General features: G+C 36.3%; 25 protein-coding genes. 20 read left to right on the top strand and 5 right to left on the bottom strand.

What is annotated here, in order from left to right; translation table 11 throughout:
- Positions 1 to 2 precede the first annotated feature (2 nt).
- From D8M06_RS02090 to D8M06_RS02050, 9 genes are all read left to right on the top strand, one after another.
- Entirely contained in the window at positions 3 to 491 is a 489-nt protein-coding gene (locus tag D8M06_RS02090) for a dihydrofolate reductase (RefSeq protein ID WP_121202696.1), read from the top strand.
- Between the two features lie 96 nt (positions 492 to 587).
- Positions 588 to 797 carry a twin-arginine translocase TatA/TatE family subunit gene (gene tatA, locus D8M06_RS02085; RefSeq protein WP_121202695.1) on the top strand — a complete coding sequence of 70 codons (210 nt, stop codon included), beginning with the start codon at positions 588 to 590 and terminating at the stop codon, positions 795 to 797.
- Between the two features lie 18 nt (positions 798 to 815).
- Positions 816 to 971, top strand: a complete 156-nt coding sequence (gene tatA / locus D8M06_RS02080; protein ID WP_421904042.1) for a twin-arginine translocase TatA/TatE family subunit — start codon at positions 816 to 818, stop codon at positions 969 to 971.
- Between the two features lie 113 nt (positions 972 to 1,084).
- Positions 1,085 to 1,810 (top strand): twin-arginine translocase subunit TatC, encoded by a 726-nt coding sequence (gene tatC, locus D8M06_RS02075; RefSeq protein WP_121203078.1) that lies wholly within the window; start codon positions 1,085 to 1,087, stop codon positions 1,808 to 1,810.
- A gap of 17 nt (positions 1,811 to 1,827) precedes the next feature.
- Complete coding sequence (locus D8M06_RS02070; protein WP_121202693.1) at positions 1,828 to 2,037, top strand: YozE family protein; 210 nt, start codon at positions 1,828 to 1,830, stop codon at positions 2,035 to 2,037.
- Positions 2,038 to 2,307: 270 nt separating this feature from the next.
- A complete protein-coding gene (gene vrrA / locus D8M06_RS02065) occupies positions 2,308 to 2,781 on the top strand; it encodes a VrrA/YqfQ family protein (protein ID WP_121202692.1) in 474 nt (157 codons plus the stop codon).
- Between the two features lie 81 nt (positions 2,782 to 2,862).
- Complete coding sequence (msrA, locus tag D8M06_RS02060; RefSeq protein WP_121202691.1) at positions 2,863 to 3,825, top strand: peptide-methionine (S)-S-oxide reductase MsrA; 963 nt, start codon at positions 2,863 to 2,865, stop codon at positions 3,823 to 3,825.
- A gap of 47 nt (positions 3,826 to 3,872) precedes the next feature.
- Positions 3,873 to 4,079, top strand: a complete 207-nt coding sequence (locus D8M06_RS02055; protein WP_121202690.1) for a DUF6501 family protein — start codon at positions 3,873 to 3,875, stop codon at positions 4,077 to 4,079.
- 118 nt (positions 4,080 to 4,197) lie between these two features.
- Complete coding sequence (locus D8M06_RS02050; RefSeq protein WP_121203077.1) at positions 4,198 to 4,749, top strand: histidine phosphatase family protein; 552 nt, start codon at positions 4,198 to 4,200, stop codon at positions 4,747 to 4,749.
- A 3-nt stretch (positions 4,750 to 4,752) separates the two neighbouring features.
- Here D8M06_RS02050 and D8M06_RS02045 read toward each other — a convergent pair whose 3' ends face one another.
- Positions 4,753 to 5,943: a M14 family metallopeptidase gene (locus tag D8M06_RS02045; protein ID WP_121202689.1), complete on the bottom strand. Its 1,191-nt coding sequence runs from the start codon at positions 5,941 to 5,943 to the stop codon at positions 4,753 to 4,755.
- 126 nt (positions 5,944 to 6,069) lie between these two features.
- Here D8M06_RS02045 and D8M06_RS02040 point away from each other — a divergent pair, with 126 nt between their 5' ends.
- Positions 6,070 to 6,309, top strand: coding sequence for an indolepyruvate ferredoxin oxidoreductase subunit alpha (locus D8M06_RS02040; protein ID WP_121202688.1), 240 nt, complete (start codon positions 6,070 to 6,072; stop codon positions 6,307 to 6,309).
- A 203-nt stretch (positions 6,310 to 6,512) separates the two neighbouring features.
- On the opposite strand, the gene D8M06_RS02035 is transcribed toward D8M06_RS02040, so the two are convergent.
- A complete protein-coding gene (locus D8M06_RS02035; protein ID WP_121202687.1) occupies positions 6,513 to 6,785 on the bottom strand; it encodes an acylphosphatase in 273 nt (90 codons plus the stop codon).
- Between the two features lie 320 nt (positions 6,786 to 7,105).
- On the opposite strand from D8M06_RS02035, the gene D8M06_RS02030 reads away from it, so the two are divergent.
- Both D8M06_RS02030 and D8M06_RS02025 read left to right on the top strand, forming a co-directional pair.
- Positions 7,106 to 8,272: an MFS transporter gene (locus D8M06_RS02030; protein ID WP_121202686.1), complete on the top strand. Its 1,167-nt coding sequence runs from the start codon at positions 7,106 to 7,108 to the stop codon at positions 8,270 to 8,272.
- A gap of 201 nt (positions 8,273 to 8,473) precedes the next feature.
- Complete coding sequence (locus tag D8M06_RS02025; protein ID WP_121202685.1) at positions 8,474 to 9,670, top strand: MFS transporter; 1,197 nt, start codon at positions 8,474 to 8,476, stop codon at positions 9,668 to 9,670.
- 107 nt (positions 9,671 to 9,777) lie between these two features.
- On the opposite strand, the gene ytxJ is transcribed toward D8M06_RS02025, so the two are convergent.
- A complete protein-coding gene (gene ytxJ / locus D8M06_RS02020) occupies positions 9,778 to 10,128 on the bottom strand; it encodes a bacillithiol system redox-active protein YtxJ (RefSeq protein ID WP_121202684.1) in 351 nt (116 codons plus the stop codon).
- A 176-nt stretch (positions 10,129 to 10,304) separates the two neighbouring features.
- Between ytxJ and D8M06_RS02015 the strand changes: the two genes are divergently transcribed.
- Together D8M06_RS02015 and D8M06_RS02010 are read left to right on the top strand one after the other, a co-directional pair.
- Positions 10,305 to 12,593, top strand: coding sequence for an ATP-dependent DNA helicase (locus D8M06_RS02015; RefSeq protein ID WP_121202683.1), 2,289 nt, complete (start codon positions 10,305 to 10,307; stop codon positions 12,591 to 12,593).
- Between the two features lie 234 nt (positions 12,594 to 12,827).
- Positions 12,828 to 13,370 carry a LysM peptidoglycan-binding domain-containing protein gene (locus D8M06_RS02010; protein WP_158591720.1) on the top strand — a complete coding sequence of 181 codons (543 nt, stop codon included), beginning with the start codon at positions 12,828 to 12,830 and terminating at the stop codon, positions 13,368 to 13,370.
- A gap of 417 nt (positions 13,371 to 13,787) precedes the next feature.
- Here D8M06_RS02010 and D8M06_RS02005 read toward each other — a convergent pair whose 3' ends face one another.
- On the bottom strand, positions 13,788 to 14,855 hold the full coding sequence (locus D8M06_RS02005; RefSeq protein ID WP_121203076.1) for an NADH:flavin oxidoreductase: 1,068 nt from the start codon (positions 14,853 to 14,855) through the stop codon (positions 13,788 to 13,790).
- A 257-nt stretch (positions 14,856 to 15,112) separates the two neighbouring features.
- Between D8M06_RS02005 and D8M06_RS02000 the strand changes: the two genes are divergently transcribed.
- The 3 genes from D8M06_RS02000 to D8M06_RS01990 all read left to right on the top strand — a co-directional run bounded on the left by D8M06_RS02000 (position 15,113) and on the right by D8M06_RS01990 (position 18,330).
- On the top strand, positions 15,113 to 15,367 hold the full coding sequence (locus tag D8M06_RS02000; RefSeq protein WP_121202681.1) for a hypothetical protein: 255 nt from the start codon (positions 15,113 to 15,115) through the stop codon (positions 15,365 to 15,367).
- A 347-nt stretch (positions 15,368 to 15,714) separates the two neighbouring features.
- Positions 15,715 to 16,290 carry a TetR/AcrR family transcriptional regulator gene (locus tag D8M06_RS01995; protein WP_121202680.1) on the top strand — a complete coding sequence of 192 codons (576 nt, stop codon included), beginning with the start codon at positions 15,715 to 15,717 and terminating at the stop codon, positions 16,288 to 16,290.
- 123 nt (positions 16,291 to 16,413) lie between these two features.
- Positions 16,414 to 18,330, top strand: coding sequence for a serine hydrolase domain-containing protein (locus D8M06_RS01990; RefSeq protein WP_121202679.1), 1,917 nt, complete (start codon positions 16,414 to 16,416; stop codon positions 18,328 to 18,330).
- A gap of 244 nt (positions 18,331 to 18,574) precedes the next feature.
- On the opposite strand, the gene D8M06_RS01985 is transcribed toward D8M06_RS01990, so the two are convergent.
- Positions 18,575 to 19,015, bottom strand: coding sequence for a cell wall hydrolase (locus D8M06_RS01985; RefSeq protein ID WP_121202678.1), 441 nt, complete (start codon positions 19,013 to 19,015; stop codon positions 18,575 to 18,577).
- Between the two features lie 499 nt (positions 19,016 to 19,514).
- Here D8M06_RS01985 and D8M06_RS01980 point away from each other — a divergent pair, with 499 nt between their 5' ends.
- The 3 genes from D8M06_RS01980 (at position 19,515) to hmpA (ending at position 23,777) form a co-directional block, all read left to right on the top strand.
- Positions 19,515 to 21,041, top strand: coding sequence for an FAD-dependent oxidoreductase (locus tag D8M06_RS01980; RefSeq protein ID WP_121202677.1), 1,527 nt, complete (start codon positions 19,515 to 19,517; stop codon positions 21,039 to 21,041).
- A gap of 285 nt (positions 21,042 to 21,326) precedes the next feature.
- Positions 21,327 to 22,442 (top strand): glycosyltransferase family 4 protein, encoded by a 1,116-nt coding sequence (locus D8M06_RS01975; protein ID WP_121202676.1) that lies wholly within the window; start codon positions 21,327 to 21,329, stop codon positions 22,440 to 22,442.
- A gap of 108 nt (positions 22,443 to 22,550) precedes the next feature.
- Positions 22,551 to 23,777 carry an NO-inducible flavohemoprotein gene (hmpA, locus tag D8M06_RS01970; protein WP_121202675.1) on the top strand — a complete coding sequence of 409 codons (1,227 nt, stop codon included), beginning with the start codon at positions 22,551 to 22,553 and terminating at the stop codon, positions 23,775 to 23,777.
- Positions 23,778 to 23,986: the final 209 nt, after the last annotated feature.

The raw sequence follows: 23,986 nt of genomic DNA, 5'->3' as shown, positions 1-23,986 counted from the left end.
ATATGCTGTCACTTTTAGTAGCAATGGATAAAAACCGTATTATCGGGGCCAATAATGATTTGCCATGGCACCTGCCAAATGACCTCAAATTCTTTAAGCAAAAAACTACTGGCCATACAATCATAATGGGCAGAAAAACTTTCCAATCTATTGGAAGAGCCTTACCCAATCGAAGGAACGTGGTTCTTACAAAAAGTAAGATAGATTTTCCAGAGGGTGTAGAAGTCATTCATGATATCACTACGGTATTACAGTGGAACAAAGAACAGCCAGAGGAGGAATTTTTTATCATTGGTGGTGGAAATATTTTTACTCAAATATTACCTTTTGCCGACCGGATGTATATTACATGGATTGATGAAGAGTTCCAAGGCGAAACCTATTTTCCAGTTTTTGAAGAAGAGAAATGGAATCTTTCCTCTAAAATAAAAGGGGAAAAAGATGAGAAAAATCGATATGATTACTATTTCTTACAATATGACCGGAAATAGCTGAGGAGTATTACTTGTTTATTTGAATATGTACATGTTACTATATGATAAAAAGGTTTTCATAATTTCAATACTATAGATAAGAAGGTGTGCGGAATGGGACTTGCAGGTATAGGGGTACCAGGTTTAATCTTAATTCTAATTATTGCCTTAGTTATATTCGGTCCGAAAAAACTTCCTGAAATTGGGAAGGCTGCTGGACAAACTTTGAAAGAATTTAAAAAATCAGCAAATGATTTAACGAGTGACGCTAAAGAAGAAATGGAAGATGCAAAAGCAATCGTTACAGACAAAAATAGCAAATAATCTTTCGGAGTGATGACAATGAGTATTGGATTTCCAGGACTGATTTTAATTTTACTTGTTGCTTTAGTAATTTTTGGTCCTTCCAAATTGCCCGAAATTGGGAAAGCTTTTGGTTCTTCATTAAAGGAATTTAAGAAAGCTGTACAAGGCATTAATGATGACACAACAAAGTAAATACTTATTCATTTGGAAGGTGTAGGGATGTTACCTTACATCTTCTTTTGTGCTTAAAGAAGGAGTGAGAAGTATTGGGAGAAGACAGTAAAACAAACAAGAAGGAAAAAGAAATGGATGTCGTTGGTCATTTATCAGAGTTGAGAAACAGATTAATCATTACTGCTGTTTTCTTCATCCTATTTTTTATTGTAGGGTTTATTTATGTAGAAGATATTTATTGGTTTTTTGCAAATGATTTAGGCTTTCAACTAACAGCTATTAGTCCTGGAGAAATTTTATGGCTTTACTTTTCAATGGCTGGTGTTATTGCGATAGCTGGAACCATGCCTATCTTGGCTTATCAGTTCTGGGCATTCGTGAAACCAGGTCTTACACCTAAAGAAAGAAGGGCATCTCTATCCTATGTACCAATTATATTTATATTGTTTATAGGTGGCCTCGTTTTTGGGTATTTCTTATTTACCGAATTCATCATACCTTTTGTTCTCAATTTAAATAATGGCATGTTTGAAGTAATGTTTACCGTCGATCGCTATTTTAAATTTTTACTGAGAGTAACATTACCATTAGCCATTTTATTTGAATTACCAGTAATTGTTATGTTTTTAACCAGTATTGGAATATTAACACCTGAGTTCATGAAAAAGTCCAGAAGATACGCCTATTTTATTTTGATTGTTGTTAGTGCCATGATTACACCACCGGACTTTGTATTACCTCTACTTGTTTCCATTCCATTGATTGTGATATATGAAATCAGTATTGGATTAGCAAAAAGGGTACACCGAAAAAAACTAAAAAAACATGAAGCATACATGAACCAGGAAACAGTTTAATTATAGGGGGAAAGAAATTGAGATCGTTCTATCAATTTTTAATAACGTACAGAGGAAAGAAACAGCCCGATGATCCTTGCAGGTTAGCGGATTGGGCATTTTACGATCATAATTTCCCAAAATACTCATCAGATTATCATGAAATAAGCAACTATTTAGAATGGAATAGTCCATTTAGCAATGCACTCACTGTTTTCGATGAACTATGGGAAATATATATTTTATAGCAGGAAAGGCCATGATTAAAGGGCCTTTCCTATTTGGTATATAGGAGTACACAAGAATATTTACAATCTTCCTCTTAATTCGGCAAAAAACATCAAAATAAATGATCTTTTTGTTGATTATTGCGCTTGCCCAGGAAATATATATAGAAAAGAGATAAATTGCCGACTAGTTAACTAATCGCCAATAGCTTCTCTGCCTACACACTTTTCAATTAATTACGTAAAATAAGTTAGGTGTTTATAATTAGAGCAAGTGGAGGGAAAACGTATATGTTATTTCCAACTCAAAGACCACCAAACCGATATCCCATGCGTCAAAATCAACGGCCAACTGGATTTATGATGGGACCACCTAGAAATATTCCTAATTCAAGAAGTAGTGGTACCAATCTGCTTCAAAAAGTACTAGGAAAAGGCCCGCAAACAACAGAAATAGCTAGCAGGGGGGCTGGTGGGCTTTCTAAAACCCTATCAAATGTCCAGCAAGTATTGCATGTTATTCAGTCAACTGCACCAATCATTCAGGAATATGGGCCAATGGTGAAGAATCTTCCAGCAATGTACCGAATGATGAAGGCATTTAAAGAACTTGATGATGATGAACCCTCTGAAGATACGGAAGAAGTAAAAGAGATTGAATCAACCGACTTTGAAGATGATACGGAAATAGAAAACGAGGATATAAATCAGCAAGAAAAACCTAGAAAGAGAACTGGTCAATCAACACCAAAGTTATTTATCTGAACGAATAAAACGCAGAACTTGATTTTTACTACAAAAAAAGGAAAAATAGAACTAAATACTTGCAGTAATGGAGGAATTGAAATGACTTCTAATTTAGAGAAAGCAACATTTGCTGGTGGTTGCTTCTGGTGCATGGTAGAACCATTTGATACGAGGCCCGGAATTGAAAGTGTCGTATCTGGATATACTGGCGGGGATGTAGAAAATCCAACGTATGAGCAAGTCTGTTCTAACACGACGGGCCACGTAGAAGCGGTTCAGATTACTTTTGATCCGAATATTATGTCTTACGAACAGCTTGTTGATACGTTCTGGCAGCAAATAGACCCTACAGATCCTGGTGGTCAGTTTAATGATCGTGGTGAATCTTATCAAACAGCCATTTTCTATCACAACGACAAGCAAAAGAAAATAGCCGAACAATCTAGACAAAATTTGGCTTCCAGTGGGAAATTTTCCAAACCTGTTGTTACAAAGATTCTACCTGCTAAAACTTTTTATCCAGCTGAAGAAAATCATCAGGACTATTACAAAAAACAATCCTTCCATTATCGCTTATATAAAAAAGGATCTGGAAGAGAAGACTTTATTAAATCAACATGGGGGATGAATGTAGACAAATCGAAATTAAAAGATGCATTAACCCCAATCCAATACCATGTTACGCAGGAGAATGGTACGGAAAGACCTTATCAGAATGAGTATTGGGACAATGAAAAAGAAGGAATTTATGTAGATATCATCTCTGGAGAAGTTCTATTTTCTTCTAAAGATAAATTTGATGCAGGCTGCGGTTGGCCAAGCTTTACTAAACCAGTTGATCCATATCAGGTTCAAGAAGAGTTGGATCAATCACACGGAATGATTCGTACCGAAATAAGAAGCAGAAAGTCTAATTCTCATCTTGGCCATGTATTTGAAGATGGCCCGAAAGAAGCGGGTGGGCTGCGTTATTGCATGAATTCTGCTGCAATGAAATTTATTCCTAAAGAACAAATGGAAGAAAAAGGATATTCTAACTATTTATACTTATTTAACAAATGAAGTTTAAGATAATATTATTATGTAAACTAGGAAGCGGGATGTAAAAAATGATGCATTTAAAATGGGAAACGAAAGAAACAATAAAACAAATCAAGTGTGTACACGCAAATGCTAAAAAGTTTAAAGTAGATAATAAATTAACACCTGGAAAAGTATATGACGTTAAAAATGAGACAGATGAGTTCTATTTTATTGTAGATAATAGCAACCGTATAGGTGGTTTTTTAAAGGACTATTTTACAGAAGTAGAATAAATGTAAAAAAACTCGGAACTTCGGATGAGAAGTTTTCCGAGTTTTTTCTTTATAGTTTTCCAATTCAGATAAATTCTGTTATATTAAGGGTAAGTCTAAAGGTAAGGGAATGATTATGTTGAAAAAAATCTATTTTGTTAGGCATTGTTCTGCTTATGGACAGCATATTGATTCACCATTAACAGAAACCGGTATCACACAAGCAAAACAACTCAGTCAATTTTTTAAGCAACAAAATATCTCTATAGATAAAATTATTTCGAGCCCTTATTTACGTGCAATTGAGACAATTAAACCATATGCAGAAGAACATAATATATCAATAAGCATTGATCAACGATTAAAAGAACGTATTCTAAGTGAGGAACCTTTAGATGATTGGTTGGATGTATTAGAACATTCCTTCCAAGACCCTGATTATAAACTCCCTGGTGGAGAATCTGCAAGTGAAGTAAGTACCCGAGCAAATCAAGTGGTAACATCGGTATTGGAGGATGATTCCATAACTAACACCATTATAGTTAGTCATGGTAATTTATTAGCCATTGTGTTTAAGATGTTTGATTCTAACTATGGATTTGAACAATGGAAAGAATTACGTAATCCAGACGTTTTTTTATTGAAACATGAGAAGAATAATGTTTCCTTAAACCGTATTTGGGATGGTTAACACCTATAAATATAAATTAGCAAGCATTATTCCCAAACTTTCCTCGTATATTTCAGGAAATTGATTGATTGGTAAAGGATTAACGCCACTACCGAGTTCTACTGTATATCCAGGCCTTCTGAACTCTTGAATAAACCAATCTTTATACCCCGCAAAACTATCCACAAACCTTACCTGCCTATATCCGCTTACTCTGCTAAATTCATTCACAACAGATTCAGCCACAGGTGGTTCCAGACCTTGGAACCCCCAATAAATTACTTCTCCCTGAGTATGGAATGCATTCATCCTTTGAAAATTTCGTTGCTGCGCTAATTGTGCCATTGCAATTGCTTCAGGTTCTGTCAATGGATTAGTTCCTGGAAAATCTCTTGGTTGAGGAGTAGTCGGTTTTCGTTGAGCTTCGGTTTCCCATAAAGCAGGGTACTGATTATTTAAATCCACACCATTGATATTTGCCTTCCAATTAGAGAAATCATCATTCTGATTATTGATAGCTAAAACATCATCACGACGGTTTCCGGCAGCACTGGCACCGTTTATAACTAAATTAACACCATCTGGATTGACCATAGGAACAAGGGAAAGTCTTGTATTATTGAAATAAGCAAGCATCTGAAGACCACGAATCGGTTGATTATTTGTTAAGGAGAGAACATACTCATTTAAAAAATTCATGATAATTGGTGTTGTAATCCATTCATTGGCATGAAAAGATCCATTAACATGAACTTCTTTCGACCCGATTCCCAGTTGTAACTCTATAATATCTTTTCCCATAACGGAATGACCAATGGATTGTCTGGCGATGAATGGATAAATAGAAATAAGACGGTTTATATCCTGCACCATCTTATCGTACGTATAATTGTTTACATCAGTCACTACTAAATTTGTGATACGCTCAGGGATTATAAGGGGCTGGCCTACTTGCAAATAAGCTGGATTAATTTTTTGATTCAATAATTGCAACATATCCAGTGGAATATGGTTACTCATTGCAATGGTCCATAATGAATCATTGGGCTGTACGGTATATGATTTCGCTACAAAACCAGGAATACGGATGTTTTGACCTACATACAATTGTGCAGGTGTAATGTTCGGATTTGAAGCCTCGATTAAGATCAAAGGGACCCCAAAAATCTGACTATAGTACCATAATGAATCCCCCGGTCTTACGGTAATTTCCATTTTCTCACCCCTGTGCCATATTATAGTAAATAGTATGATAAATCATAAAAAAGATGAATCTTTTATTTTTTTAAGAAAATCAGTTATACTAACAAAGAGTAATTGTATATGTAGGAGGAGATATAGTTGGCATTTATCATCACATCACCCTGTAAAACAGAAAAAGCCGGAGAATGTGTGGAAGTTTGTCCTGTAGATTGTATTGAAGAAGGGGAAGATATGTTTTATATCGATCCGGATATTTGTATAGACTGTGGAGCATGCGAAGCTGTTTGCCCAGTAGAAGCAATTTATATGGAAGATGAAGTTCCTGAAGAGGAAAATGAATATATAGAACTGAACCGGAAGTTTTTCGAGGACAGATAGGATAGTGGTTTTCGTTTTAGTGATGAGTTATATGAATCATATCGAAGCGGCCTGACACATAAAAATAAACTCTTTATTCCGAAGTTTATGGACATAGGTTCCTTTATTATCTATTTTTAGCTGATTCTTCCGATTTCTATGTAAATAATGGAATCTATGTCCTAATTAAACCAGGGTTCTTATAGAAAATATAAGGAGACAATCTAGTATTTTATCGAAAAATTTTTATATCCCTGGTCCTCAGAAGTGGACAGTACATCTATCTCGTCCATGCGAATAAAAGGGTTAAGACCTTTATTCATCTTTTTAAGAAATGTATGAACGTCTTCAGATCTTCCCTCTACCTCTAATTCAACCTTTCCATCTGGGTTATTGCGTACCCAGCCTTTTATATTTTGCTGTAAGGCAATCCGCTGGACCGAATAACGAAAACCTACTCCTTGAACTCGGCCAGAGACTAGTACGTGTTTGTTCAATTTGAACCCACCTTTGTATTAGTTTAATTCCTCTTAATAATTTCTAGATGATAAGAAAATAGAGTCTTTTCCCTCCAAATTCGTCATTAATTCCTATTAACTTTATCTTAACATCATTTAAATGAACCGTATAATTAGAGAGATTAATTACTACTCCGATTAACTGTTCCCACTATGTAACATTATTCGTATTTCCTACTTTTCATTTAATAGAGGAATTGTTCTAGCACTTTTGTTATAATGTAACATTCAGTCGCTATGGCAGATAGGGGCTCTGTTTTATCGTCTGAGTCATATACATAAACAAATCGGAGGAAACAATGCGGAAATTTATTTTTATATTCATCGTTTATGCCACCTATATCAGTTTGGGATTACCTGATTCTCTTTTAGGAGTAGCTTGGCCAGAGATGGTGGGGGAATTTCAAGTTGTATATAGTGCGGTTGGGATTATTTCAATGACGATTGCAATTTGTACGGTTATCTCAAGTTTGCAGACTGATCGGATTACTAAAATAATTGGAACAGGCAAGTTAGTTTTTGTGAGTGTACTGTTTACTGCAATTGGATTAATATCTTTTGCGTATACTCAGAATTTCTATCTATTAATAATTGCAGCACTTCCTTTAGGTTTTGGAGCAGGTGCCATTGACACCTCTGTAAATGACTACGTGGCTGCTAATTTCAAGGCACACCATATGAATTGGCTACATGCTTTCTGGGGAGTGGGAGCAACGTTAGGTCCCATTATTATGGGGATTGTACTAAATCATGATTTCTCTTGGAGAAATGGATATTTAATTATAGGTGGAATTCAAGTAGCGTTAGTTTTTATTCTCTTCTTTTCTCTTACTCTTTGGAAGCAAAATCAACAAAAAGAATCTATTTATTCGGATGAAAAAACAACTACGTCTAGAACAATATTGAGACAAAAAGGAGTTATATTTTCTATATTATCCTTTGTGTTTTATGTCGGATTAGAAGGAACCATCTTTTTGTGGGGTAGTAGTTACATCATAGAAGCGAAGTCATTATCCGCAGTAACTGCTAGCTTCATTATATCCACATTTTTTGCAAGTTTAACTGGTGGTAGAATTATTTCTGGTTTTATTACTTTTTGGCTATCTAATCAAAGGATATTGTTTTATAGTGAAATAATCCTTCTTATAGGCATCGTTACAGTTGCTGTTGGAACAGGTAGTGCTTTATACGTCGGATTTATACTCATTGGTCTTGGTTGTGCTGCGATATTTCCGACTATGACGCATGAAACACCAAGAAGGTTTGGAAAGAGGGATTCAGGTAGAATTATTGGATTTCAAGTAGCTTCTGGTTATGTCGGAATTACCGTATTACCTCCGTTAGTAGGAATCCTGTTTCAAAGTTATAGTATGAATTTATTTCCAATATTTTTAGCTATTTTTGTTCTCGCGCTGCTTGGAGCTACCATTGTCATAGAGAAGGGGAGAACTGTTAGAAATGGATAATTTATTATTTAAGGGCATTGGACCAAACCAATTTTACCTTTTGTAGCAATATGAGTAGAAGTTAGAATTTTCCACTTGCATTCGTTTAAAAAAATATTACTGCCAATGTATCCTATTTTCTTTTGAGGATATTACTAAAAGGATGAAGTGTTACATGAAGGCAACGTGTTTTTTTCATACTATAACGTTAGAGGTGGAAAAATGAGTCAACAGAAGCCTAAAAAGAATATCATGTTGATTATCTCCATTATGTTTGGCTATGCATTGACATATATGGATAAAAATATGATTTCTGCGGCAATCATCCCTATGAAGGCAGAATTAAACTTAGATGCCAGTCAGTCAGGTCTATTAATGAGTATGTTCTTCATTGGATATACAGTGATGCAATTTCCTAGTGGTTGGCTCTCTGATAAAATTGGCCCCAAAAAAGTGTTAATCATTTCGATAGGCACGATCCTCGTCGCAACGTTTTTCTTTGGATTTGTCAGTTCTTTGATTTTGCTGATGGTGGTCCGATTAGTGGCGGGGCTGGGTCATGCTGGAGTTCCAACAAGTTCGGCTAAGGTTGTCTCCAACAGATTTGAGCCTAAACAAAAGATGTTTGTTCAGTCATTAATCCTAGCCACATCCGGTATTGGTGGGATACTTGCGTTTACCTTAGGATCCACATTAATAAACATGGATTGGCGCTATGCTTATTATGGACTAGCTTTGTTATATGGGATTTCAATTCTTATGATTTTTTTCTTCTTTCCTCGAAACAAACAGATGCAGCAAAAAGGGAAAGAAGGGGGAAAGGTCTCCATTCGTATGGTTTTTAAAGATAAAAATGTGTTTATCCTATTTGCTGCCTTACTATTTCTCAATGTTGTTCTATACGGCTACCTTTCCTGGTTACCATCCCTCTATGAGGATAACTTTGGGTTGGATTTAAGTACTATTAGTATTATTTTGAGTATCAATGCTATTTTAATGAGTGCTGGTGCTTTAAGTTCTAGCTTCATCGTCAAAAAAGTATTCAAGGAGAATAATAAGCGGTTTGCTCTCATAGCGGTTGTTATAACAGCAATAGCATGTATTGCATTTGCCATGACCGATAGCTTCGTCTTATCCATTAGCCTAATGTTTCTTTTTACACTTACATCCAATGCGGTCTACGTCACTTTATTTAGCTGGCCACACAAATTAATAAAAAAAGAGGTAATTGGTTCATCCATTGCCATTATTAATATGGGTTCTACGTTTGGAGGATTTTTGTCTCCGGTAATCACCGGCTATTTAATTACCGCTTTCGGTGGTGATTATAATGTGGCCTTTATTGCTATGGGAGTCAGTGCGCTTGTAAGTGGAGTGGGTATTTTGTTGGTAAGAACAAAACAGAGTGCAACCGGATAGACAGCAGGCATTTTTATAAGAAGGGTATGTATTAAACGATTAAACACCCACAAACAAAGTTATATCCATGTTTGTGGGTGTTTTTGTTTTATGGGATAAAAGTGGAATTATGGTGCTACACTTTGAACCGCGTCATCAATACTTTTAACTGAGATATCCGAATGAGATGTATTCCAAAGAACTTTCTTTTCTTGGATTAAAAATAGTTGAGGGGATTCATGCTTCACACCAGTCACTTCAGCAATTTGGTTAGACACAGGCCTATCCTCAATTACTTTTACTAAGTAACAATTTATGTCTTGATCGGCTGTTTCCAGATAAGTTTTATACTGTTGAAAAGCGCCTGCGCTTATTGGGCATGTGGTACTGTGCTTGAATAAGAGGATAGGCTTTTTCACACTTCCTTCCCAAGCTTGATCCCAATCATTTACTTCATGAAGTTCTTTATATTCCATCATCATGATCTCCTCCTTGTAACAGAAACAATTTTCTCTCCAGCTTGAACATACTTCTTTTAAGATTAGCTTGCAAATAATATGGTTTAATGAAAGGTTAATCCATAACTATATTTAATATCATTCTTTTAAATTTGACTAGATGTCTGTTCCTGCTGATAATTAGTTTAGGTGATAGGATGACTAACGTAGTAAAAATATCAGTAAGAAATTTAGTAGAATATATATACCGTAGCGGCAGTATTGAGTCTGGATTTCGTGGGATACGGGCCATGACAGAAGGAACTAGAATCCATCAGTTCATTCAAAAAAGCTACCAGGAACAAGATGAAAAAGAAGTGTTTGTAGAAGCGGAAATTCCTTATGAAGATTTCGTTGTTCTTGTAGATGGACGTTGTGATGGATTGCTTAAAGATGGGGAGACTGTGACCATTGATGAAATAAAGTCTACTGCACATCTATTGGATGATGTGGAAGAAAATACACATCCAGTCCACTGGGCACAGGCAATTTTTTATGGTTATATTTATGCTGGAGACCATCATTTATCAGAGGTGACTATTCAACTTACGTATGTTCAAGTGAAAACGCTGGAACAGAAAAAATTTCGTCGTGTGATGACATTGGAAGAAATGGAATCCTTCGTATATAAAGTAATGGAGGAATATGCTACATTCTTAAAAGTGAAAATAAAGCATAAAGAAGAGCGGAATAAGACAAGTAAATGCCTGGAATTTCCGTTTGAGACATATCGTGAAGGTCAACGTAAACTTGCAGGTGCCGTCTATAAAACGATTGATGACAAAAAAACATTATTCGCAAGTGCTTCGACAGGGATAGGTAAAACCATTTCCACTATTTTTCCTGCTGTCAAAGCAATTGGCGAAGGAAAACTGGAGAAGATGTTTTATCTAACTGCAAAAACAATCACAAGAACAGCTGCAGAAGAAGCATTTCAACTTTTGATTGATCACGGTCTAGATATGAACGTCCTGACAATAACCGCTAAAGATAAAATTTGTTTTCAAGAGGAAACCGTTTGTACGAGTGAAAATTGTCCATTTGCCGATGGTTTTTATGACCGAATCAATGGGGCGGTTATTGATATTTTGGAGCAGGAGAAACTGATAAATCGGGGCATTATTGAACGTTACGCTAGAAAACATCGGGTTTGTCCTTTTGAATTTCAGGTTGAACTAGCTTATGCAGTGGACGCCGTCATTTGTGATTATAATTATATTTTTGACCCGAGAGTATCGTTGAAGCGGTTGATGGAAGATCAGAAAAAGAAAACGGCCATACTAGTAGATGAGGCGCATAACTTAGTTGATCGCGCAAGGGAAATGTATTCTGCGTCAATTAATAAATCCAACTTTTTGCAGCTGAAGAGAGACTTTAAAAATAGCCCCCTTGCTACAAAGGCTAAAACTATTAATGACTATTTACTACAAGTGAAGAAGTCTGAGGAATATTTACGCAAGGACTTAGAGGTAGAGCTAGTAGAATTACTAGAAACATTCATCATGGAAGCGGAGATCGAGCTAGTAAGGATGGAACATGATTTGTTACTAGAGACGTATTTTGCCGCTCAAACTTTCGTGAAAATTGCTAAACTATACAATGAGCAATTTGTAACTTATGTAGAAACTCACAAGAGTGAAGTAAATATGAAATTATTTTGTCTAGACCCATCCGAGCAAATTTATAAAATGGGGAAAGGATTTAAGGCGAGGGTGTTCTTTTCAGCAACGTTAATACCTGCAGATTATTATAAAGATTTACTTGGTGGACAATCCACTGATTATGTTATTTCTATTCCATCTCCTTTTGCGAGAGAAAACACAGAGGTTATTATTGAGCCGTTATCGACGAGGTATCGGGATAGAGAAAAGACATTGGAACCTATGGTACATTTTATGAAAGAGGTAGTAGATAAGAAGGAGGGGAATTTCTTAATCTTCTTCCCGTCTTATCAATATATGAGAAATGCGTATGAGCAATTTACCGATAATTACCCAAGTGTGTCTACTATTATTCAAGATGTGGGAATGGCAGAAGGAGAAAGAGAAGACTTTCTGGCAGAATTTACGTCTGATCGTGCAGAAAGATTAGTAGGTTTTGCTGTACTCGGAGGAATTTTTTCTGAAGGAGTGGATTTAAAAGGGGACCGATTACAAGGTGTTATCGTAGTCGGGGTTGGCATGCCACAGATTGGTTTGGAAAGAAATATTATAAAGGACTATTTCCAATCGGTTGGAAAGAATGGCTTTGATTATGCTTATGTATATCCTGGAATGAATAAAGTACTGCAAGCTGGTGGAAGACTTATTCGATCTGATTCTGATACTGGCGTGATCGCCCTAATCGATGATCGGTTCTTACAGAAGAAGTATCAGGCACTCCTACCGTATGAATGGCAACATTATAGAGTGGGTGGGGAGTTCAGGGTCAGTCCACCATTTAAATAGTGAGGGACACTACATTATATTATGTATCATGTTAAAAGGAGAGTAGGTTCATGTAAACCTATTCTTTTTTATTAGTTAAATAATGGTGTTTATATAGAACCTAAGAGCATGTTTCATCACCACCTCTTGAAGGAATACATACATATATTACATAACTGTTACAATTAATACATTTCTTTTACAAAGTTAGAAGGAATGGATAATGCAGAGAAGTTTACACCGAGGAGGATGATGATGAAAAAATTAAAATTCCTTATGACATCGATTTTAGCTGTAGGGATGCTCTTAGGAATAGGTGTAGGTCAAAGTCACGCTGAGGTATCTACAGTAACAGTAGAGGAAGGGGATACACTTTGGAATATTGCAGCATCTCATAAAAACATAACCATCTATGATCTATATGAGTGGAATCCAGGGGTTAATCCATATAATATTAGAATAGGAGCGGAAATTATTGTAGATCCGGGAAGTGATTGGTATCATACGGTTTCTGCCGGCGATACATTTTACAACATTGCCAGTATCTATGAAGATATCGATTTAAGAGACTTATATGTATTGAATCCAAACGTGAATCCATTTGATTTACAGATAGGATCCAAAGTCAGAGTCAAATACGCTGATTTCGGTAACGAGTACTATACAATTAAGGAAGGAGACACGCTCTATTCGATTGCTATGATGCATGCAGATGTATCACTACTTGATCTATATAATCTTAATCCAGGAATTAACCCCTTAAACCTACAAATTGGATTGGAAATTCGTTTGAAGTAAAGTGTGGCCTTTTAAGAGAGGGGAGCAGGGGACTGTCCTCCGAGTTCTATTCTTGAAAAGAACACTGAATTTGTTCCTTAGATACATTTGACATTATAAATCACAAAAATTATATTAATAATAAGAATAGGTACTAAGTAGTTGGAACTAGAACTACTCAGTACCGGCAACTACAGACCGTATAAAGTACGGTTGACCATTTGTTGGATATATTTACGAAGAAGTAACCGCATTCTTGGTCGGAGGGCGGTTATTTCTTTATATTTAGAAGGACGACAATAGTTACAATGAATGTTAATCCTGTTAGTAGGGAAATACTCGTTTGTACTATTATAAGCTTAATGCTTCAAATGTCGTCATCCTTACCACCTCCCTTCTAAAAGGAGATGGTCAACCGCCCATTACAAAAAATGTTCATTAGATCAAATGTTTCTCGGATTCCTTCGTATAATGAATTACTTGATTAAGTTTACCGTTCCTCAGTTTTACTGCCCATTCTGGATCTGCTAGCACCGCGCGGCCTACTGCTACATAATCAAACTCACCAGCCTTGATTTTTTCATCCACAATTTGTAGATTCTCTTCAATGGATACATGATGATTATCCTGATTACTCAAGTATGCGCGGTTAATCCCAACGGAACCTACCGAAATCACTGGCTTATTCGTAATTCGTTTCGTCCAGCCAGCTAAGTTTAGTGATTTATCTTCATCTATAAATTCAGGCTCCCATATTCGTCTAGTGGAGCAATGGAAAATATCTACTCCAGCCTCAACCAAGGGGGTGAGCAATTGTTCAAGCTCATTCGAATTCTGAGCTAGTTTCGCCTTGTAATCGGTTCCTTTCCATTGTGAGTAGCGAAAGACAATTGGAAATTCTGGTCCGACTTGTTTCCGACATGCACGTACAATTTCTGCCGCAAATTTTGCTCGCTCTCCTATATCTCCGCCATACACATCCTTACGCTTGTTTGTTAACTCCCATAAAAATTGATCTATTAAGTAGCCATGTGCTCCATGTAATTCAATTCCATCGAAACCGATGCCCTTTGCATTTGCTGCAGCTTCGGCGTATGTATCAATCATTTCCGTTACTTCATTTTCCGTCAATGCATGTATTTTTTCATTTCTTTTGCCTCTTAAAGTAAAACCGGACGGACTCACAGGAGGAGCGTCAATATTTGGTACACTGCCAGCTTTTCGTGCGGCACCTACATGCCATAATTGTGGAATGATTTTTCCACCTGCTTCATGGACTTCCTTCACTACATTCGCCCAACCATTTAAGGCGTCCTCGCCATAAAAGTGAGGAATATTTTCACTCGCTACTGCAGCTGGATGGTTGATTGCTGTCCCTTCCGTTATAATGAGTCCAATCCCATTTTCTGCACGATTGCGGTAATACTGAGCAACATCTTCTCCTGGGACACCATCTGGTGAAAACATTCTTGTCATAGGAGCCATCACTAACCTGCTCTTCAACATTTCCTTTCCAAACGGTACAGAGTGTATTAAGGTATGACCTGCAAATTTTTGATCCAATGCGAACCCTTCTTTCTATAAATATATTTATTGTGTAACCTTTATTCTACAATTCTACTATACAAAGATAAACAAATAAGTCTTTTATATTTATAAAATTATTAACATTCCGTTATTTCTAATGAAATTATCGCAATATACACAGCTGAAGATGGAGAAGTAATGTTTCCATCATGAAAATTATTAGGGAGTGCTAGGGAATGAATATGCCAAAAGAAGTTAACTTATTTTGGCAATGGATGATGTTAAACGATATGTCAAGCGGTGCTGTATCCTTATGGTACAGCTTGCAGGTGATGAAAATGAAGGTTGGACCAAGTAGTAGATTTAATGCTCCGAACAAGCCGTTAATGCAGTTGTCCGGGTCATCGAAGACAGAAATTTGGGATGTAAGAAAAGTGGTTGGACTGACACCTTTTTTGGGTCCTATTAAAAAAATTCATAATTGGTCATAGTCAAGTGTAAGTCTTGCGGAATTGGCAGGCACGACTCAAAATCGTGTTCCTTCTGGAGTGCCGGTTCGACCCCGACCACCGGTATCAAATCTAATCCAACAAACAAAATAATTGCTTATCGCTTAAACAAGACAGGATATAAAACCCTGTCTTGTTTTGCTTTTAAAGAAAGATTAATTTATTAAAAAGATGTCACTTTATACGAAAGGTCCTTATTGCAGTATCTAATTATGGGTAGTAAGGGTGTTTTAGTATAGAATTTTCTGAAATCAATATTTACTAATCGAAATATTGTAGTATAATTAACGATATATATCATATGATTTATATCAAGAAAGGAAGTAAAAATGGCTCCAAAGAAGAAATTTTCTAGAGAACAAATTATAGAAGCTGCATTCAAAATAGCTAAGAAAGAGGGGATGTCTAATATTACGATTAGAAAAGTAGCGGAGCATTTAGGAAGTTCGATAGCCCCTATCTATGTCAATTTTAATAATATTGAAGAATTATCGGAAGCTGTTATGGAAAGAATCATTACATTAAGTTATCAATTATTAGAAGAAGTGAGCTCAGGTCAGCCATTCCATGATATTGGGATAGCTAGCCTCCGTTTTGCAAAAGAATATCCCGTTCTCTTTCAGGATCTTGTCCTGAAGCAAAATAATTTCACTCAAAACTATGATCAAGATATGGGGCAGGGGTTGTTAGAGCAAATGAAAGGGGATAAATATTTGGAAGGCTTTTCTGAGGAAGAGTTACAGTCGATTTTCTTGAAAATGCGAATCTTTACTACCGGTCTTTCTGTCATGGTTGCTGGTGGAATGCTTCCAGAAGCGTTTCATGAAGAAAAAGGAGTAGAACTGTTAGATAGTATGGCTAAAGATGTGATTTCATCGGCATATTTACAAAAGAAGGAGAAATGATTTCAATAGGTTACTAATTGCTGCTCACTTTTGTGTACTTATGATACTTCTATATACGCTAAATCGAACACTTCCAACACTTAGTGGTCTTCTAAAAAAAGGGGGGACTCACCTGTTTTGAGAATGTTTAAGACAATCATTGTTGTTTTTATTTTATTGGTTTTTGTCATGGTTGATAGTCGCTCTGCCATTGCAGCTGAAGCTAGTAACTTATCAGATATGGAACATTTTATGAATGAATTTTTAAGGGATAAAGTCGACGAAGAACATATTCCAAATTTGGCTGTTTCCGTTGTTTCTAATGGGGAAATCATATTTGAAAAGGGATATGGTTTTGCCGATATCAGGGAGGGAGTAAAGGTAGATCCAGAAACAACGATGTTTCGAATAGGATCTGTATCCAAGCTCTTCACTTGGACGGCAATCATGCAGCTTGTCGAGCAAGGTAAACTTAGTTTGAATACAGATATTAATCAATATCTAGACGTTGAAATTCCGGAGAAACTTGCAGTGGGCTCTAATCAGACAAAACCAAAGCCAATCACGCTAATGGATTTAATGACTCACACACCCGGTTTTGAGGATTATTCAAGTTCTATCTTTAGACTTTCCGCTGAAGAGATGCCTCCACTTTCTCAATATGTTCGTGAATATAGGCCAGAACGTATATTTCCTGCTGGTGAAGTACTGGCTTATTCAAATTATGGTACGGCTTTAGCTGGGTATATTGTAGAACATGTTTCCGGAATGCCCTATGCTGAATACGTGAAGGAGAATATTTTTAAGCCACTGGAAATGGACTACAGTACCTTCCGTCAACCATTACCAAAAGATTTTTCTACGAATCTAGCACAGGCCTACAGATATATCGATGGGGAATTCAAAGAAGGTAATTTTGAGTTTGTTCCTGCGCCTGCAGGGGGAATGAGCAGCACGGCTACTGATATGGCTACGTTTATGCAAGTTTATCTTGAAGGTGGAAGTTTACATGGAGAAAAGATTCTAGAAAAAGATACCGTTCAACAAATGTTTCAACAACAATTTACCCATCATACGCTTTTAGATGGGGTGGCATTAGGGTTTATGGAAAAGACAGTGAATGGAAAAAGAATTCTTCATCATGCTGGAAGTACGGCATTGTTTGATACCGGACTTTATTTATTACCTCAAGAGAATATCGGTCTATTTATCTCCTATAGCGGTCATAACTATCTCACTCATACAGAGCTTTTCCAGGCTTTTATGGATCATTATTTCCCTATCGAGAAAAACGTAAGCATCCCTTCTACAAATGGGGAGAATACAGCACAATATGTTGGTGAATATCATCAAAATCGTAAAAGCATTACCAATGCTGATAGGATTACCAGCCTCATTATGGGAACTATTCAGGTTCAACTAGATAAGGATGGTTATTTATTAGTAACTCAGAATGGCGTAAACAATCAATTTGTTGAAATTGAACCAGGAATTTATCAAAACACAAGACAAGAACCACCAATGGATGCTTATGGTGAATTTAATATGATTGTCTTTCAAACAGATTCCCATGGGAATACGATGATAACAACCGATGGCCCAATGACATATTCAAAAGCACCCTGGTATGCTTCAAGTGGCTTTACGTTTTCATCTCTAATCCTGGTTATTCTATTTTTTTTGGGAAGTATCGTATCTTGGGGAATCAAAGCATTAATCAGAAGAAAAACATCTCCATGTAAACGAACCATTTTAGGGAAGGGATTGGCCATTGCAACTGGGCTCCTACTTTTATTGTTAGTAGTAGGGGTTGCAATATCTGGAGAAGTAGATCCAATTTATCAACTACCCAAAGAAGCACTAGGTATTACACCTGTATGGATGCCCATTTTAGATAGTATTCCTTATCTTTTAACTATCCTAGGAATTACTATGCTCATCTTAACCATTAGTCTTTGGCGAAGAAGATATTGGAGTATTTTTGGTCGTCTTTACTATTCTTTATTAAGTATTCTCAACTTGTATTTGATTTGGATTTTTTGGTATTGGAATTTGTATTAGCATAGGGATAGGATTATCGATATGTAAAATGATTCGTAAGTCAATCCAATAAGCACAGCATATATATACATGCTGTGCTTTATGAGTTGATTTCTTAATCACGCGTAAATAATAAAAGAAACGCTTCAATTTTTTATAGGATGGAAGATTATTTTGAAGATATAAATAGTGGATACCTTCATAAAAATTTTGCTATAAGGCTATGTGGAGTTGAAAAGAAGCAAACGATTTAATTTGTAAATTTTTACCACCTATAAGCACCCTCACATGTGTTCGCTTGTGGTTCATAATAGCAATGTTCCTTATATTGGCCTGCAAATGGTTGATCGTACCATGTAGGTGGACAAGGGGCATAGGGATTAAAGTACCAAAGTGAATATTTGGATGGATGTTCTCGCCAATAGTCTAATGTTTGTTTGGCCAATCTTTTTTCTGCCGTTCTTGCTCTGTTATAAAAAACGTTTCCCTTTTGTACCGCTTCAAAGGAGTAGTTTCCACCTTGCACTTGATAGATGACATCCGATACGGTCTTTAAGTCTTGAAAATCCAAACAATCTGCTTTTAAACGATTAACGATAACATTACCTACCATGAGCATCCCTTGTTGTCCTTCACCTTCTGCTTCTGCTCTCATCATCCTTGCCATTAAAGCAACGTCACTGTCTGTATATTTGACTCTCGCCACTTTTCATCACCTCTACAAGAATTGTATGAGAAAATACAATAAAGATGTAGATTATCTTAAATTACTTAAGATGATTTTTAAAGGGACTTGCAGTTATTTTATGATATATTCGTCTTTGTAAATACATAAAAGGGCTTATTACGGTTAATCTAATATTGCCTATTGTTGTTATCATTTAAGTGAAACAACAATATCTAATTCAACCTAGTGAGACGGAGGGAATCAAATGGTTAAAGATTCTTATGCCCCAAAAGAAAAGAATAACAAAGCCAAACGCCCAGATGAACAGAGAAGAGCAAAAGGTAAATCCAGTGCTCGAAATACACGAAACTAATAGTAGCATATTACAGTAAAGATATGGCCTATCAATCAAAGAAAATTGATAGGCCATTTTTATTTTGTCATAAACTACCGGTGGCTACTGTAAGGTACTTCGATTATAAATTTTCCTTCTTATGGAAACAATAAAATTAACAATTGAAGAAGGGATGATACTGTCGTGACCGATTTTCAACTACCGAAATTCCCAGAACCTTCCTGGCGTGATACTGTCAAATTACCATCTTTTCCATCTATCAAGGAAAATGTAGAAGCGGATGTTGGTATTGTCGGTGGAGGGATTACAGGAATAACAGCAGCCTATTTACTTTCCAAACAAAATAAAAAAGTAGTTTTATTAGATGCAGGAGAGCTTTTAAATGGAACTACTGGCCATACTACTGCAAAGATCACAGCTCAACATGGATTAATTTATGATGAGTTTATTTCCCATTTTGGCATTGAAAAAGCTTCCTTATATTATGAAGCTGCAACAGAAGCTAAAAAATTCATCGAAGAGACTGTTAGCGAATTGGGAATTGAATGTGATTTTAATCAAGAAGATGCCTACATATATACGAATTCTGACTCCTATATCCTTCAGCTGCAAAAGGAGAAAAAGGCCTATGATGAAATAGGCATTAAGAGTGAATTAGTTGATGAAATCCCACTGAATATTCCTGTAAAGTCAGCATTAATTATGAAGAACCAAGCACAATTTCATCCATTAAAGTTCCTAAAGGCACTTGTAGAAGCGTGTGTGAAAAATGGGGTACAATTTTTTGAAAATACGACAGCGGTTGATATCGAATATAATAAAGAGCCAGCTATCTTAACAAGAGAAGGGAAGCGGATTACTTGCAATCACATTATTGTTGCATCACATTTTCCATTTTATGACAAACAGAGCTTCTATTTTTCCCGAATGTACCCTGAACGTTCTTATGTGGTAGCGGTAACTAGTGATGAAAAATATCCCGGAGGAATGTATATTAACGCCGAGTCCCCAACGAGGTCTATTCGATCAACCAAGGATGATGGAAAGGAACTTTGGTTAATTGGTGGGGAAAATCATAAAACTGGTCAAGGAAAATCTACCATGGATCATTATGAGGCACTTCAGAAATTCGCAGAGGATCACTTCCATGTTCAACAGATGGAGTATAGGTGGTCAGCCCAAGATCTAACAACATTAGATAAAATGCCATATATCGGGCCAATTACAGAAAACGAAGAGGCTGTATTGGTTGCAACAGGTTTCAGAAAATGGGGGATGACCAATGGAACGATTGCTGCAAAGGTTTTAACCGATAGAATCTTAAATGAAGAGAATAAATACCAGGAATTATATAGCCCTTCTAGATTCCAGGCAGATCCTGCTGTGAAGAAATTCATGGAAATAAATGCCGATGTAGCCAAACATTTAATTAAAGGTAAGTTGGAATATACGGGTAGCAATATAGATAATCTGAAGGCAGATGATGCTACGGTAATCCGCGTTAAAGGAAAAAGAACAGGTGTATACAAAGATAGCGAAGAAAAGCTCCATATGGTAGATACAACCTGCACCCATTTGGGATGTGAAGTCAAATGGAACTCAGGAGACAGAACATGGGATTGTCCATGTCATGGATCTAGATTCTCTTATACTGGAGATGTTATTGAAGGACCTGCAAAAAAGCCATTACCTAAACGAGAAATAAATTAAAGGCTGAGTGACTTAAGTAGTGAGCATAGATGAGTCTACAAAATGCAGTATGAGGTAGTAGGCTCATCTACTACATTGAACTCTCGTATATTGGGATACATCTTTTCACAAAGATTGTTGCTATGGAGTAGGGGATGCTTCATGTAAAGTTTAGGTTAAAAATCACCTTTTAATTTTGTAATAATAAAATATGTACTATAATAGAATCAGTTTATTCTTGAGAGGTTATGAGATTTACCTCAAGGTAAAAATAGATTCTAGAAATAAGAAGGTGTCAAAATCGTTTTGAGAATAGCAATCGTTACAGAAACTTTTTTACCTTCCACAGATGGGGTAGTTACTAGACTTACCCAAGCAATTAAATATTTTCGAACAATCGGTCACGAAGTATTAGTCATTGCTCCAGATTTAGGTGTTACTGAATACGAGGGAGCGCGCGTGGAAGGGATTAAACCGATTACATTACCATTTTATCAATATAAAAAATTTGCTTTGCCATCTAAAAAGGTAAAAACATTGTTAGAAGAGTTCCAACCGAATATTATTCATGCAGCAAACCCTGTATTAATTGCAGCATCTGCTGTTAATTACGCAAGAAAACTAAACGTCCCATTACTTGCTTCATACCATACTCATATACCCAAATATTTGGACTATTATAAGATTTATAAACCTGGGAAACCAATCTTATGGAAATATATACGAAAGCTTCATAATGCTGCGGATTTAAACCTGTGTACATCCGAAACAATCGAAAAAGAGTTAGTAGAGCAAGGGATTCAAAAACTCCATGTTCTCCAGCGTGGAGTAGATACTGTGAATCATCATCCAGAGTTTTACAGTAAAAAAATGCGAAATCGTTTAACACGAGGAGATCAATCAAAGAAATTATTATTATTCGTAGGTAGACTAGCTATTGAAAAAGAAATACATAAAATAAAACCCTTGTTAGAAGAAAGAGATGATATAGCCTTAGCTATTATCGGAGATGGCCCCGCACGCAATTCTTTAATGCAACAATTCAAGGGAACGAATACCATTTTTACAGGATTTTTACATGGGAAGGAATTATCCCAAGCCTTTGCTTCAGCGGATGCTTTCGTTTTTCCGTCTGTCACAGAGACGTTAGGTTTGGTTATTCTTGAGGCGATGGCTTCTGGATTACCAGTCATTGCAGCTAAAAGCGGTCCTACCATGGAACAAATCAGAGATGGTGAAACCGGCGTGCTTTTTGAAAATGAAAACATAGAAAGTTTGATGAAAGCGGTCAGTGTCATAGAAGATGATGAAACGTTACAACAAATGAAGAAACATGCGAGGGAAGAAGCTGAGAAATACGCTTGGGATAATGCGTCACAACAACTTCTAGAGTTTTACGAAGCGACAATCGACGCCCATTAAACTAAACACAGTCTTGCTAAGAACTTAGTAAGGCTGTGTTTTTGTTTCATAATCTAGTTTTAGGGGGGAAGAATAAGTCTGTAAAGTAATAGAAGGAGTGATACGTCGATGCTTGATGACAAGACAGTAGAAATTGTTCAATCAACCGCCCCTGTATTAAAAGAGCATAGCAAAGAGATCGGATTAAAATTTTATGAACTGCTTTTTTCTAAAGCTCCTGAACTATATAATTTGTTTAATCAAACTAACCAAAAGCTCGGCATTCAGCAAGAAGCATTAGCATATTCGGTGTATGCAGCCGGGGAACATATTACCAATCTCGACGCAATCATGCCTGTAATAACGAGAGTTACCGAAAAACATCGAGCCATCGGTGTTCGTGCCGATCAATATCCTTTAGTTGGAGAAACGCTACTGGAAGCAGTAAAAGATGTTCTAGGAGAAACAGCGACAGATGAAACTATGGATGCATGGGGCAAAGCATACAATTATATTGCTGATGCTTTTATTGAGATTGAGAACAAATTATATGAAGAAGCACGCGAACAACCTGGTGGTTGGGATGGTTTTCGAGCATTCACCGTACAGAAAAAGGAACCAGAAAGTAAAGAAGTAACCTCTTTTTATCTAGTGCCTGCAGATGGGAAGAAGATTGCTACTTATCAACCTGGGCAATATATTACAGTAAAGGCGCGTATACCAGGAGAAGAGTATACCCATATTAGACACTACAGCATATCTGACGCACCTGGAAAGAATTATTATCGAATAAGTGTAAAAAGAGAGGATGCAAGTAATAATGCACCGGAAGGCATAGTATCCAATTTCTTGCATGAACAAATAAATGAAGGTGATTCCATTGATATTTCTGCACCAGCTGGAGACTTTGTGCAAGATAATCAGGAACAGGATTTTCCCTTGGTTCTTATCAGTGGAGGAATTGGAATTACACCGTTAATAAGCATGTTAAATACAGTTACAGTGGAACAACCTGAGCGTGAAGTCATATTCATCCATGCAACCACAAACAGTCAAACACACGCGTTTAAGGATCATGTAAAGCAATTAGCTGAAAGTCATTCTACATTAAAATCTATCGTTTGTTACGATGCACCAACAGATGTTGATCGAAACAATGGCAATTTTGACAAAGAAGGTTTTATTGATTTAGATCTAATAAGAACATTTGTTCCTAATAAAGATGCGATGTTTTATTTTTGCGGGCCAATACCATTTATGAAAGCTATTAACGGCGCGTTACAACAATGGGATGTTAATGAAGAACATATTCATTTTGAAGTCTTTAATCCGATAGCAATACTTGGAACGGAATAGAACGACATACATAAGCAGCAAAGTCAATTTGATTTTGCTGTATTTTTCTAATCGATTTAATTTAGCGCTGAAATTGTAAAACTACCAAATATAAAGAATCGTATCGATAAGTTAAAAATTCCATTCAACTAAATATATCAGTTAAAATTTTAATTTTGTCTCACTATCACAAGTATACTTTAATTATGAGATATTTTTAATTGTTATTG

This window comes from Oceanobacillus halophilus, assembly GCF_003628505.1.
Classification (GTDB): domain Bacteria; phylum Bacillota; class Bacilli; order Bacillales; family Amphibacillaceae; genus Oceanobacillus; species Oceanobacillus halophilus.
This window is presented reverse-complemented; position numbering and strand designations above follow the sequence as displayed.

Excerpts from the sequence above, each read along its gene's own strand:
- D8M06_RS01995 (WP_121202680.1), top strand. The coding sequence starts at position 15,715 with ATGGCTCCAAAGAAGAAATTTTCTAGAGAACAAATTATAGAAGCTGCA.
- D8M06_RS02010 (WP_158591720.1), top strand. The coding sequence starts at position 12,828 with ATGAAAAAATTAAAATTCCTTATGACATCGATTTTAGCTGTAGGGATG.
- msrA (WP_121202691.1), top strand. The coding sequence starts at position 2,863 with ATGACTTCTAATTTAGAGAAAGCAACATTTGCTGGTGGTTGCTTCTGG.
- D8M06_RS02025 (WP_121202685.1), top strand. The coding sequence starts at position 8,474 with ATGAGTCAACAGAAGCCTAAAAAGAATATCATGTTGATTATCTCCATT.
- tatC (WP_121203078.1), top strand. The coding sequence starts at position 1,085 with ATGGATGTCGTTGGTCATTTATCAGAGTTGAGAAACAGATTAATCATT.
- D8M06_RS02005 (WP_121203076.1), bottom strand. The coding sequence starts at position 14,855 with ATGTTGAAGAGCAGGTTAGTGATGGCTCCTATGACAAGAATGTTTTCA.
- hmpA (WP_121202675.1), top strand. The coding sequence starts at position 22,551 with ATGCTTGATGACAAGACAGTAGAAATTGTTCAATCAACCGCCCCTGTA.
- vrrA (WP_121202692.1), top strand. The coding sequence starts at position 2,308 with ATGTTATTTCCAACTCAAAGACCACCAAACCGATATCCCATGCGTCAA.
- D8M06_RS01990 (WP_121202679.1), top strand. The coding sequence starts at position 16,414 with ATGTTTAAGACAATCATTGTTGTTTTTATTTTATTGGTTTTTGTCATG.
- tatA (WP_421904042.1), top strand. The coding sequence starts at position 816 with ATGAGTATTGGATTTCCAGGACTGATTTTAATTTTACTTGTTGCTTTA.
- D8M06_RS02045 (WP_121202689.1), bottom strand. The coding sequence starts at position 5,943 with ATGGAAATTACCGTAAGACCGGGGGATTCATTATGGTACTATAGTCAG.
- ytxJ (WP_121202684.1), bottom strand. The coding sequence starts at position 10,128 with ATGATGGAATATAAAGAACTTCATGAAGTAAATGATTGGGATCAAGCT.
- D8M06_RS02000 (WP_121202681.1), top strand. The coding sequence starts at position 15,113 with ATGAATATGCCAAAAGAAGTTAACTTATTTTGGCAATGGATGATGTTA.
- D8M06_RS02090 (WP_121202696.1), top strand. The coding sequence starts at position 3 with ATGCTGTCACTTTTAGTAGCAATGGATAAAAACCGTATTATCGGGGCC.
- D8M06_RS02015 (WP_121202683.1), top strand. The coding sequence starts at position 10,305 with ATGACTAACGTAGTAAAAATATCAGTAAGAAATTTAGTAGAATATATA.
- D8M06_RS02055 (WP_121202690.1), top strand. The coding sequence starts at position 3,873 with ATGATGCATTTAAAATGGGAAACGAAAGAAACAATAAAACAAATCAAG.
- tatA (WP_121202695.1), top strand. The coding sequence starts at position 588 with ATGGGACTTGCAGGTATAGGGGTACCAGGTTTAATCTTAATTCTAATT.
- D8M06_RS02030 (WP_121202686.1), top strand. The coding sequence starts at position 7,106 with ATGCGGAAATTTATTTTTATATTCATCGTTTATGCCACCTATATCAGT.